General features: G+C 44.3%; 8 protein-coding genes and 6 tRNA genes. 6 read left to right on the top strand and 8 right to left on the bottom strand.

Annotated elements, in window-relative coordinates; all coding sequences use genetic code 11:
• Positions 1-115 precede the first annotated feature (115 nt).
• From AB4407_RS20695 to AB4407_RS20675, 5 genes are all read right to left on the bottom strand, one after another.
• Positions 116-192, bottom strand: a tRNA-Pro gene (locus tag AB4407_RS20695).
• A gap of 55 nt (positions 193-247) precedes the next feature.
• Positions 248-323, bottom strand: a tRNA-His gene (locus AB4407_RS20690).
• 45 nt (positions 324-368) lie between these two features.
• Positions 369-445: transfer RNA gene (locus AB4407_RS20685), tRNA-Pro, on the bottom strand.
• 77 nt (positions 446-522) lie between these two features.
• A tRNA-His gene (locus AB4407_RS20680) sits at positions 523-598 on the bottom strand.
• A gap of 47 nt (positions 599-645) precedes the next feature.
• Positions 646-722 (bottom strand) — tRNA-Arg (locus AB4407_RS20675).
• A 297-nt stretch (positions 723-1019) separates the two neighbouring features.
• Between AB4407_RS20675 and AB4407_RS20670 the strand changes: the two genes are divergently transcribed.
• A complete protein-coding gene (locus AB4407_RS20670; RefSeq protein ID WP_008224061.1) occupies positions 1020-1433 on the top strand; it encodes a cytochrome c5 family protein in 414 nt (137 codons plus the stop codon).
• An 86-nt stretch (positions 1434-1519) separates the two neighbouring features.
• Here AB4407_RS20670 and rep read toward each other — a convergent pair whose 3' ends face one another.
• On the bottom strand, positions 1520-3538 hold the full coding sequence (rep, locus tag AB4407_RS20665; RefSeq protein ID WP_012602966.1) for a DNA helicase Rep: 2019 nt from the start codon (positions 3536-3538) through the stop codon (positions 1520-1522).
• Between the two features lie 151 nt (positions 3539-3689).
• On the opposite strand from rep, the gene AB4407_RS20660 reads away from it, so the two are divergent.
• From AB4407_RS20660 to ubiK, 4 genes are all read left to right on the top strand, one after another.
• The gene (locus AB4407_RS20660) at positions 3690-4307 is read left to right on the top strand and encodes a TetR/AcrR family transcriptional regulator (protein ID WP_372121830.1); all 618 of its coding nucleotides are present in this window, start codon (positions 3690-3692) and stop codon (positions 4305-4307) included.
• A gap of 18 nt (positions 4308-4325) precedes the next feature.
• A complete protein-coding gene (locus tag AB4407_RS20655; protein WP_009848083.1) occupies positions 4326-5432 on the top strand; it encodes an efflux RND transporter periplasmic adaptor subunit in 1107 nt (368 codons plus the stop codon).
• Between the two features lie 11 nt (positions 5433-5443).
• Entirely contained in the window at positions 5444-8566 is a 3123-nt protein-coding gene (locus AB4407_RS20650; protein WP_012602964.1) for a multidrug efflux RND transporter permease subunit, read from the top strand.
• A gap of 119 nt (positions 8567-8685) precedes the next feature.
• Entirely contained in the window at positions 8686-8937 is a 252-nt protein-coding gene (ubiK, locus tag AB4407_RS20645; RefSeq protein ID WP_009848085.1) for a ubiquinone biosynthesis accessory factor UbiK, read from the top strand.
• 269 nt (positions 8938-9206) lie between these two features.
• On the opposite strand, the gene ilvC is transcribed toward ubiK, so the two are convergent.
• Complete coding sequence (ilvC, locus tag AB4407_RS20640) at positions 9207-10691, bottom strand: ketol-acid reductoisomerase (protein WP_372121829.1); 1485 nt, start codon at positions 10689-10691, stop codon at positions 9207-9209.
• A 146-nt stretch (positions 10692-10837) separates the two neighbouring features.
• On the opposite strand from ilvC, the gene ilvY reads away from it, so the two are divergent.
• Complete coding sequence (ilvY, locus tag AB4407_RS20635) at positions 10838-11728, top strand: HTH-type transcriptional activator IlvY (protein WP_372121828.1); 891 nt, start codon at positions 10838-10840, stop codon at positions 11726-11728.
• A gap of 114 nt (positions 11729-11842) precedes the next feature.
• On the opposite strand, the gene AB4407_RS20630 is transcribed toward ilvY, so the two are convergent.
• A tRNA-Ser gene (locus AB4407_RS20630) sits at positions 11843-11933 on the bottom strand.
• Between the last annotated feature and the right edge of the window lie 116 nt (positions 11934-12049).

Below are 12049 nucleotides of genomic sequence, written 5' to 3'. Positions count from 1 at the left end.
GTCGGTGAAGAGGGATTCGATCGGACTGGCGATCCAGCCCACGACCCTCTGGTCCCAAATCATCTAAATTCCAGATGTGAAAAAGCCCCAGTCTTTCGACTGAGGCTTCTTAAGGTGGTCGGTGAAGAGGGATTCGAACCCCCGACCCTCTGGTCCCAAACCAGATGCGCTACCAAGCTGCGCTATTCACCGAGACGTTTCGTTTGATTTCTCAAACAGGGAACTTCAATGAAGTTACCAAAATTAATGGGGTGGCTAACGAGATTCGAACTCGCGACCACCGGAATCACAATCCAGGGCTCTACCAACTGAGCTATAGCCACCACTAATCTTTTATATAACCGCTTAAAAAGCGATTATTGAAATAGTGGTCGGTGAAGAGGGATTCGAACCCCCGACCCTCTGGTCCCAAACCAGATGCGCTACCAAGCTGCGCTATTCACCGACTAATTTTGTATCGACTCTTGGGAATAATGAATCAACACTGGAAGCCGAAGCTACCGATATTTTGTAAAGAAAGAATGGGGTGGCTAACGAGATTCGAACTCGCGACCACCGGAATCACAATCCAGGGCTCTACCAACTGAGCTATAGCCACCATTATTTCTTTTTGCCAATTCTCACTTACCTAAGTAAGAGACCGGATGGCGCGCCTGAAAGGATTCGAACCTTCGGCCTTTGGCTCCGGAGGCCAACGCTCTATCCAGCTGAGCTACAGGCGCATGCCCTGTCGGCGGAGTGGAATAATACGTATATCACCTTATGCCGTCTAGTACTTTTTTAACTTTTTTTTCTGTTTGGTCTCTTTTTCGACAGTTAATATGTGATAAACCCCTTATTTGAGTACTACAACCCACCGCAGCTTATAAGTTGTTGTTTATTGCAACAACTTATCGGGATATAATCACCCATTATTTACATTGGTTTAACAGTTGCTCTTTGCTGATAAAGCCAAAACACCCTTCCAACACTATAAATTGGTAAGCATGTACTTACCTTGGGAATGTAAAGTGAGTTTAATGGATATGTCTCGTCGAATTTTAAGCGTTGTCATCGCAGTTTTAACCTTTTCAACTGGCGCTATGGCTTCAGGCCTAAGCGAAGCAGAGCAAGATGCTATTGCTGAACGCATCAAACCAGTTGGCCAAGTTTACCTAGTCGGCAGCGAGCCAGTAGCCGCAGAACCAACAGGCCCTCGTGATGGCGCAACAGTTTACGGTACCTTTTGTATCGCTTGTCACGCATCTGGCGTAAGTGGCGCACCTAAAACAGGTGATGCTGGTGACTGGGGTCCTCGTATTGCCCAAGGTCGCGATATCCTAGCTGACCACGCAATCAACGGCTTCAATGCTATGCCAGCGAAAGGTTCATGTATGGACTGTTCAGACGACGAAATCAAAGATGCTATCGAGCACATGATTGCCGGTCTGTAATTTGCAGATCTGTAATTAAAAATACCAAATTCAAAAAAGGTGACCTCATGGTCACCTTTTTATTGGTCTCGATTTAGAGCCAAACATCACTTCTTATTGAACATCGCACGAATGTTGGCAATGTGTGCCTGCCCTTTCTCCATTCGTTCTTCTGCGGATTGTGGTTTCTTAACGCTTTCCCACTCCACATCTTCATGCGGCAGTTCATCAAGGAATCGGCTTTGTGTTGGCTTTATCAATTCGCCATACTGACGACGTTCACGACACTTAGTGAAGGTCAGCTCTTTCTGCGCGCGAGTAATCCCTACATACATAAGACGACGTTCTTCTTCTACGTTACCTTCATCGACACTGGTTTGGTGTGGCAAGATACCCTCTTCGGCTCCCATCAGGAACACATACGGAAACTCTAGGCCTTTCGATGCGTGCAATGTCATTAATTGAACTTGGTCTGCATCGTCATCATCTTCACCACGCTCCATCATGTCACGTAGCGTTAAACGTTGAACCACTTCGCGTAGGGTCTTCTCTTCTTTGTCGTAGTTGTCACCCTCAAGGTCAGCAACGATCCAACTATAAAGATCAGAAACGTTCTTCATTCTCATCTCTGCAGCTTTCGGGCTTGCCGAGGTTTCGTACAACCAATCTTCATAGTTAATATCACGAACCAAAGAGCGTACAGCCTCAACAGTATTGCCACGTTCAGCATTATCAGAAATACGAACAATCCAATCGCTGAAACGGCGCAGGTTTTCTAAACCACGACCAGTCAAAGTTTGCTCTAAACCCATCTCAAAGCTCGCTTCAAATAAGCTCTTGCCACGCATGTTGGCGTAGCTGCCTAACTTCTCAAGCGTCACCGGGCCAATCTCACGACGTGGTGTGTTTACAATACGTAGAAACGCGTTGTCATCATCAGGGTTCACCAACACGCGGAGGTAAGCCATGATGTCTTTAATCTCAGCTCTAGCGAAGAAAGAGGTACCGCCAGAAATTTTGTAAGGCACACGGTTCTGCATCAACGCTTTTTCAATCAAGCGAGATTGGTGGTTACCACGGTACAGCACTGCGTAATCTTTATACTCTGTGCGATTCAAAAACTTGTGAGCGATGATCTCACCTGTAATACGCTCTGCTTCATGCTCTTCATTCTTAGCATTCAATACCTTGAGCTTTTCACCGTCTGGGATCTCAGAGAACAGTGACTTTTCATAAACGTGTGGGTTATTAGCGATCAAGATATTCGCTGCACGCAAAATTCGACTCGTTGAGCGGTAGTTCTGCTCTAGTTTGATCAAGCGTAAGTTCGGGTAATCCTCACCTAACAGCACCAAGTTTTGCGGTTTTGCACCACGCCAAGAGTAAATAGATTGGTCATCGTCACCTACGACCGTCAAACGACCACGCTCTCCCACAAGCAGACGCACCAATTCATACTGGCTGGTGTTGGTATCTTGATACTCATCGACAAGTAAATAGCGAATACGAGACTGCCAGCGCTCGCGCACTTCTTGATTGGTTTTCAGAAGTAATACTGGCATCGCAATCAGATCATCAAAATCGAGCGCATTGTATGCCTTCATCTGTTTCTGATACATCTCAAAACAGAATGCAAACAACTGCTCTTGTTCGCCTTGAGCTCGAGCTTTCGCCTGATCTGGCGTCAGCATGTCATTCTTCCAATTCGAAATAGTGCTCATTAAAGCACGCAGCAGGTCCTTATCACCATCGATCTGTCTCTCTGTTAGCTCTTTTAATAGCGCCAACTGGTCTTGGTCATCAAATAGAGAGAAGCCCGCTTTCAGACCCAACGCTTTATATTCACGACGAATGATGGTTAAACCCATGGTATGAAAGGTCGAAACGATCAAACCTTTCGACTCACCTTTACCCAGAGTTTGCCCCACACGTTCTTTCATCTCGCGTGCCGCTTTATTGGTAAAAGTTACCGCTGCAATATTGCGTGCCTTGTAACCACACTCTTGAACCAAGTAAGCAATCTTATTCGTGATAACACGCGTTTTACCGGATCCTGCGCCTGCTAACACTAAGCAGGGGCCCGAAACATATTTCACGGCTTCATCTTGTCTTGGGTTCAGTTTCATTTGGTTCTCAATGTGGTCTATCGGAGCGAATTCAATGGCGCGCCTATAATAATGCTGCAACACCACGAATGCTACGCTCTCTTATGCAAGAATTTTATATCACATATGAAAAACTATGTTGCACATATGTGTGGGTCTTAGGCTATAATGAATGAACGTTCATTCATTAGTGAGTATATTATCACTGTCTGGTTCTTATTCTATGATAGATAAAAGACAACAAATTATAGATGCCGCCGAAAAACTGATTGCTGAATCAGGCTTTCACGGACTTTCTATGCATAAACTAGCTAAAGAAGCAGGAGTTGCGGCTGGAACTATTTATCGCTACTTCTCAGACAAAGAAGAACTATTACAACAAGTTCGCTTAGCTGTCACTCAACGAAATGCTGGTTTAATTCAGCAAGGTGTTGAAGATTCGATGAGTCTAAAAGAACGATTTAGAAAAATGTGGCTCAACATTTTCGAGCTCTCGGGATCAAATATCTGCAATTTAAAGAATAGAGCTCAATACGACTCTTTACCTTGTATTCGCAGTCATGAGACCAAAGAGATTGAACGAAAAATGTTCCACAAAATAGAGCAACTCTTTACTGAAGGTAGAGAGCAAGGGGTGTTTAAGCCTCTAGAAAACCCTGTTTTAGCAGCACTTAGCTTAGAAGTCAGTGTCACGCTGGCCCGTAAGCAATCTCTTGGATATTACCAACTTGATAAAAAAGCCATTGAAGCGGCGATTGAAGCAAGTTGGGATGCGATTATTACACACTAATTTGGAGTTCTAACTAGAATGAAAAAGTGGACTTTCTTCATGTTACTCATCGCTGTACTACTTTTCGGCAGCGTTATTGGGTTTAACATGTTTAAACAACAAAAAATTGCTGAGTTTATGGCTAACCGACCTGAGCCAGAGTTTCCAGTAACGGTAACAGAAGTTCAACCTATCGACTGGGTTCCAGTAATCGAAGCTATCGGCTTCATCGAACCTAACCAAGGTGTGACACTAGCGAACGAAACCAGCGGTGTTATTGACCAAATCTCTTTTGGTTCTGGTACTGATGTTAAAAATGACCAACTTCTTGTTCGTCTTGATTCTGGCGTAGAAAAGGCAAATCTAAAGAGCTCTGAAGCTCGCCTGCCTGCAGCAAAAGCAAAATACAAACGCTACCAAGGTCTTTTTAAGAAAGGTTCTATTTCTAAAGAAGCATACGATGAAGCAGAAGCAAACTTCTACTCTCTATCTGCTGATATTGAAAGCCTAAAAGCATCTATCGAACGTCGTGAAATTCGTGCTCCTTTTGATGGAAAAGTGGGTATTCGTAACGTGTACCTAGGTCAATACCTGCAATCAGGTACGGATATCGTTCGTTTAGAAGATACCAGTGTCATGCGCCTGCGCTTCACGGTTTCTCAAACAGATATCTCTCGTATCCATGTGGGTCAAGCTATCGACATCTTTGTTGATGCTTACCCAGAGAAGCCATTTGAAGGTTCTATCAGTGCAATCGAACCAGCAGTAAGCATCCAAAGTGGTCTTATCCAAGTTCAAGCAGATATTCCAAACAATGATGGCAAGCTTCGTAGCGGTATGTTCGCTCGTGCTAACATCATTCTGCCTAAGCTAGAAAACCAAGTTACTCTTCCTCAAACAGCGATTACTTTCACTCTATACGGTGACAATGTTTACATCTTAACTGAAGAAGACGGAGTTCAGCGTGTTGCTCAACATGTTGTAAAAGTAGGTGAGCGTACGGCTGATATTGCACACATCCTTGACGGTGTTAAAGCTGGCGATACGGTTGTAACTTCTGGCCAAGTACGCCTAAGTAACGGCGCCAAAGTTAAAGTTGTTGAAAGTGATGCGATCACTCCACCATCTGAAACACCTAAGCTGTAACTGGAGGCACAATGCGCTTTACTGATGTTTTTATTAAACGTCCAGTTCTAGCGGTATCCATCAGCTTTTTGATTGCTCTGCTTGGCTTACAAGCAATCTTCAAAATGCAGGTGCGTGAATACCCTGAAATGACGAATACCGTGGTGACAGTCTCAACTGGTTACTATGGTGCAAGTGCCGATCTTATCCAAGGCTTTATCACCCAGCCCCTCGAACAGGCTGTGGCTCAAGCGGATAACATCGATTATATGACATCTTCTTCTGTGCTAGGTAAATCTACGATTACCGTGAACATGAAGTTGAACACCGACCCGAATGCGGCATTGTCTGACATACTGGCCAAGACAAACTCGGTACGTTCTCAGCTACCTAAAGAGGCTGAAGATCCAACCGTAACCATGTCTACCGGTTCAACAACCGCTGTACTCTATATTGGTTTTACCAGTGACGAATTGGTATCGAGCCAAATTACCGACTATCTAGAGCGCGTAATCAACCCGCAGCTATTTACGGTTAATGGTGTATCTAAAGTTGACCTATATGGTGGTATGAAATACGCACTGCGCGTATGGCTAGACCCATCAAAAATGGCGGCGATTGGTCTGACTGCATCTGATGTAATGACGGTACTGAACGCTAACAACTACCAATCAGCTACGGGTCAAGCGACCGGTGAGTTCGTGCTTTACAACGGCAGTGCCGATACTCAGGTATCAAACACTGAAGAACTAGAGAATCTAGTCGTGAAAAGCGGAGAAGGTGAGATCATTCGCCTATCCGATATCGCGAAAGTTTCTCTTGAGAAAAGTCACGATGTTTACCGAGCAAGTGCTAACGGCCAAGAGGCGGTTGTAGCCGCGATCAATGCGGCGCCAAGTGCGAACCCAATCAACATCGCGGCTGATGTACTGGAACTTCTTCCTCAACTAGAGAAGAACCTACCAAGTAACATCTCAATGAACGTAATGTACGATTCAACTATTGCGATTAACGAGTCAATTCAAGAGGTTATCAAGACCATCCTTGAAGCGGCATTAATCGTATTGATCGTAATTACCTTATTCTTGGGTTCATTCCGAGCGGTACTGATCCCTATCATTACTATCCCACTGTCTTTGATTGGTGTGGCAATGGTAATGCAGGCAATGGGCTTCTCTTGGAATCTAATGACACTACTGGCAATGGTACTTGCCATCGGTCTAGTGGTAGATGATGCGATCGTAGTACTTGAGAACGTCGACAGGCATATCAAGCTCGGCGAGTCCCCTTTCCGTGCAGCGATTATCGGTACCCGTGAAATTGCGGTGCCTGTTATCGCAATGACGTTAACGCTAGGTGCGGTATATGCTCCAATTGCGATGATGGGTGGTATTACAGGCTCGCTATTTAAAGAATTTGCATTAACCCTAGCTGGTTCGGTTTTCGTATCAGGCATTGTGGCACTAACACTCTCGCCAATGATGTGTTCAAAAATGCTGAAAGCTCACGCTGAGCCAAGCAAGTTTGAGCAGAAAGTTCATAGCGTGCTGGATGGCATGACTAACCGTTACGAGCGTATGCTTGGTGCGGTAATGCAACATCGTCCAGTATTTATTGGTTTTGCTATCATTGTATTTGCAAGTTTACCGTTGTTGTTCAAATTCATCCCTAGTGAGCTAGCACCTTCAGAAGATAAAGGTGTAATCATGTTAATGGGTACAGCACCGTCGAATGCGAACTTAGACTTCATGCAAAATACCATGAACGACGTAAACCAGATTCTGTCTGATCAGCCAGAAGTTGCTTACGCACAGGTATTTACAGGTGTGCCAAATGCAAACCAAGCATTTGGTATTGCGTCTATGGTTCCTTGGAGCGAACGTGAAGCAAGCCAATCAGACGTAGCAAACCGCGTTGGTAATTTGGTGAAAGATGTTCCAGGAATGGCGGTAACTGCATTCCAAATGCCAGAACTACCAGGTGCGGGTTCAGGCCTTCCGATTCAGTTTGTCATAACAACGCCAAACAGTTTTGAAAGCTTGTTCCAAATTACCACAGACATTCTGGCTGATGTCTCTTCAAACCCGTTGTTCGTATATTCAGATCTCGACCTGAACTATGACTCAGCAACCATGAAGATCAACATCGACAAGGATAAAGCGGGCGCATACGGCGTGACCATGCAAGATATCGGTATCACGCTCGGTACTATGATGTCTGATGGCTACGTAAACCGTATCGACTTGAATGGCCGATCTTATGAGGTTATCCCTCAAGTTGAACGTAAGTTCCGTTTGAATCCAGAGTCGATGAACAACTACTACGTACGTGCCGCTGATGGTAACGCTGTTCCTCTAGGTAGTTTGATTACGATTGATGTTGTGGCAGAGCCTCGCTCTCTTCCTCACTTCAACCAATTGAACTCGGCTACGATTGGTGCGGTACCGGCTCCAGGCGCTGCAATGGGTGATGCAATTGCGTGGTTTGAAGACACGGCAGCGAATAAGCTTCCAAGTGGCTACAACCATGACTATATGGGTGAAGCACGCCAATACGTAACAGAAGGTAGCGCACTTTACGCGACCTTTGGTTTAGCACTGGCAATCATCTTCTTGGTATTGGCGATTCAGTTTGAATCACTGAAAGACCCACTGGTTATCATGGTATCTGTACCACTGGCGATCTGTGGTGCCCTAATAGCTCTGGCTTGGGGCGCGGCAACGATGAACATCTACTCGCAAGTTGGTTTGATCACCTTAGTCGGCCTAATTACCAAGCACGGTATCTTGATCTGTGAAGTTGCAAAAGAAGAACAGTTGCATCATCACAAGACTCGTATCGAAGCGGTAATGGAAGCTGCGAAGGTTCGTCTTCGTCCAATCCTGATGACAACAGCTGCGATGATCGCGGGTCTAATCCCACTGATGTACGCAAGTGGTGCGGGTGCAGCTCAGCGCTTTAGTATTGGTATCGTAATCGTTGCTGGTCTAGCGATTGGTACTCTCTTCACGCTATTTGTACTGCCAGTGATTTACAGCTACTTAGCTGAAAAACACAAACCTCTACCTGTATTTGTTGAAGACAAAGACCTAGAAAAACTAGCTCGCGTCGATGAAGCAAAAGCAGCGCACAGAGAATTAGCTGATAATAAGTAATCACTAAGTCGTAATAACAATAAAAAGGCTACTTCGGTGGCCTTTTTTTGTACGCCATAGGCGACATCTCAAGTGTGATTAAATAGAATAGTGGTAAATATTCAGGAGTTTTAATTGATATGTTTGATCCAAAAAAACTAGAGCAGATTGCTAAGCAGATCCACGATTCTATGCCTCAACCAGTAAAAGAGCTTGGTTCAGACGTAGATCAAAAAGTTCGTCAGGTTATTCAAGGCCAACTAAATAAACTAGACGTTGTAAGCCGTGAAGAGTTTGATGTTCAAACACAAGTACTGCTTCGCACTCGCCAAAAGCTGACTGAAATGGAACAAAAGCTAGCGGACTTAGAAGCAAAGATTGCTGACAAGTAAGCGTAAAGAAAGAAAACTGAAAGGGTTGGTGTGAAAGCACCAACCCTTTTGTATTTCTGAAGATCAAGAACTGAAAGTCGACGAACACCTATCAATTGATTTTCATTTTATTGATTTTTAATACTTTTTTACTAAAACAAAAAAGGCTTGGTCAACGGCGACCAAGCCTTTTCATTAGATGTTGTGTTGCTTATTCATAACTCCAACCTGTAAGGAGTTATTGACACTGCTTTGCTTTTTCTACAAATTCGCAGTATCTAAGCGATGAATTAACCGCCTACAGCGATACGTTTCATGTCGCTCATGTAGCTACGTAGCTCTTCACCAATGTACTCTACAGGGTGGTTGCGGATAGCCTCGTTTACTTCGATTAGTTTAGCGTTATCTACTTGGTTAGATGTTTCACCTAGACCACGACCGATTACGTCAGTTGCAACTGAAGGCATGAATTTCTCACGTAGTAGCGGTGTCGCTACGTTAGCGAATAAGTAGTTACCATATTCAGCTGTATCAGAGATTACTACGTTCATTTCGTAAAGACGCTTACGAGCAACTGTGTTTGCGATTAGCGGAAGCTCATGTAGAGATTCGTAGTAAGCAGACTCATCGATGATACCTGATGCAGTCATAGCTTCGAATGCTAGCTCAACACCTGCACGAACCATAGCAACCATTAGGATACCGTTGTCGAAGTACTCTTGCTCTGAGATTTCTACGTCAGAAGCTGGGTAGTTTTCGAATGCCGTTTCGCCTGTCTCTTCACGCCAGCCTAGTAGGTTCACGTCATCGTTCGCCCAGTCAGCCATCATAGTGCTAGAGAAGTGACCAGAGATGATGTCATCCATGTGCTTGTTGTAAAGCGGACGCATTAGATCTTTAAGCTCTTCAGAAAGCTCAAACGCTTTAACTTTAGCTGGGTTAGATAAACGATCCATCATGTGAGTTACGCCACCAAACTTAAGTGCTTCAGTGATCGTTTCCCAGCCGTATTGTAGAAGTTTGCCTGCATAACCTGGTTCGATACCGTCAGCAATCATCTTCTCGTAAGATACGATAGAACCCGCTTGTAGCATGCCACAAAGGATAGTTTGCTCACCCATAAGGTCAGATTTAACTTCCGCTACGAAAGAAGACTCTAGGCAACCTGCACGGTGACCACCTGTACCAGCAGCCCAAGCTTTAGCGATATCCCAACCTTCACCTTTAGGGTCATTTTCTGGGTGAACAGCGATCAATGTTGGAACACCGAAACCACGTTTGTACTCTTCACGTACTTCAGAACCTGGACACTTAGGTGCAACCATTACAACAGTAAGGTCAGCACGTAACTGCATGCCTTCTTCAACAACGTTAAAGCCGTGAGAGTAACCAAGTGCAGCGCCTTCTTTCATTAGAGGCATTACAGTTTCAACAACGTTTGTGTGTTGCTTGTCTGGAGTAAGGTTGATTACTAGGTCTGCTTGTGGGATTAGCGTTTCGTAGCTACCAACAACAAAACCATTCTCATCAGCGTTTTTGAATGATTGACGCTTCTCATCAATTGCTGCTTGGCGTAGAGCGTAAGATACGTCTAGACCAGAGTCACGCATGTTTAGACCTTGGTTTAGGCCTTGAGCACCACAGCCAACAATAACGATCTTCTTGCCTTCAAGGTATTCAGCTTCAGTCGTAAATTCTTCACGACCCATGAAACGGCAGCGACCTAATTGGTCTAGTTGCTCACGAAGGTTTAATGTATTGAAATAGTTAGCCATTGCAGGGCACTCCTTTAAAAATAAGTCCGTAAGGTCGATATCTCTCTATCGAATGACTTCATACTAAAACAGACACTCCGTTGCTGAAAGTGATATATTCACAATTAGTTATTGCAATAAATGCAACATGGAAACGATCGCAAAACATGAACATAAAATCTCTACAATTATTTATACATTTATGTGATAGCAAGAGTTTCAGCAAAACCGCTGCTGCTATGCATGTCAGTCCTTCAGCGCTGAGCCGTCAGATACAAAAGCTTGAAGAGGAAACAGGACAAGAACTGCTTATCAGAGACAACCGCAGTGTTGATCTCACCCCAGCAGGAAAACACCTATTGCCTGTAGCATTACGCATCGTTGGAGATTGGCAGCAATACAATCTTCATTTGAAAGGTGGAGAGCAAGAGCTTAAAGGTGAGATCCGCATTTTCTGTTCCGTAACAGCAAGCTACAGTCACCTTCCTGAACTCATTACCGAATTCAGGGCTATTCATCCGTATATTGAGTTTAAACTCTCTACTGGTGATCCAGCGCAATCCATCGACAAGATCCTAAATGATGAAGCTGATATTGCTATTTCAGCTAAACCAGACATCCTGCCTTCAAGATTAGAATTCGAAACGATTAGCGATATACCACTATCCGTCATCATTCCATCAGGCGTCAGTAGCTTTAGTCAGCAGCTGCAGTCAGAGAAACCAAACTGGAATGAAGTGCCTTTCATCATCCCAGAAGCAGGCACTGCACGAGAACGTGCGAACGCGTGGTTCAAAAAGATGAAGATAAAGCCCAACATTTACGCTCAGGTATCAGGTCATGAAGCTATCGTAAGTATGGTTGCTCTTGGTTGTGGGGTTGGTATCGCGCCAGACGTTGTAATCAACAACAGCCCTGTGAGAGATAAAGTAGACCGCTTAAAAATAGAGCCAATCAAACCCTTTGAATTAGGTGTGTGTTGTAAACGCTCTCAGCTAGATAACCCTCTAATAAGAGCTTTCTGGCAAGTAGCAGAGGATAAGTATTTAACAGACTAGCAATGATAAAGTTCCGGTAAACAAAAAGAGAAGGGCACGTCAGTATTCTTCTCTTTTTATTTATATTACATATAAGAAAAAAGCCCGCTGATTTCTCAGCGGGCTTTTTAATGGTGGTGGAGGGATAGGGATTTGAACCCTAGAACCGCTATTAACGGTTGCCGGTTTTCAAGACCGGTGCTTTCGACCACTCAGCCATCCCTCCAACAAATTGTCATCAATAGATTAGTACACTAATGATGTTGTTAATTGCTATTGCAAGTAACGATACCTTTTGTCTTCACTTTTCAAAAAGTGAAAATAAATTTAAAGCCTGGCGAT

It is taken from the genome of Vibrio sp. 10N.261.46.E11, assembly GCF_041472735.1.
Taxonomy (GTDB): domain Bacteria; phylum Pseudomonadota; class Gammaproteobacteria; order Enterobacterales; family Vibrionaceae; genus Vibrio.
The sequence above is the reverse complement of the archived record's forward strand: the minus strand, read 5'-3'. Positions and strand labels throughout refer to the sequence as shown.

What these genes read in the sequence shown, in the direction of transcription:
- AB4407_RS20670 (WP_008224061.1), top strand. Translation starts at nt 1,020, where the DNA reads ATGGATATGTCTCGTCGAATTTTAAGCGTTGTCATCGCAGTTTTAACC.
- AB4407_RS20655 (WP_009848083.1), top strand. Translation starts at nt 4,326, where the DNA reads ATGAAAAAGTGGACTTTCTTCATGTTACTCATCGCTGTACTACTTTTC.
- AB4407_RS20660 (WP_372121830.1), top strand. Translation starts at nt 3,690, where the DNA reads ATGAACGTTCATTCATTAGTGAGTATATTATCACTGTCTGGTTCTTAT.
- ubiK (WP_009848085.1), top strand. Translation starts at nt 8,686, where the DNA reads ATGTTTGATCCAAAAAAACTAGAGCAGATTGCTAAGCAGATCCACGAT.
- AB4407_RS20650 (WP_012602964.1), top strand. Translation starts at nt 5,444, where the DNA reads ATGCGCTTTACTGATGTTTTTATTAAACGTCCAGTTCTAGCGGTATCC.
- ilvC (WP_372121829.1), bottom strand. Translation starts at nt 10,691, where the DNA reads ATGGCTAACTATTTCAATACATTAAACCTTCGTGAGCAACTAGACCAA.
- rep (WP_012602966.1), bottom strand. Translation starts at nt 3,538, where the DNA reads ATGAAACTGAACCCAAGACAAGATGAAGCCGTGAAATATGTTTCGGGC.
- ilvY (WP_372121828.1), top strand. Translation starts at nt 10,838, where the DNA reads ATGAACATAAAATCTCTACAATTATTTATACATTTATGTGATAGCAAG.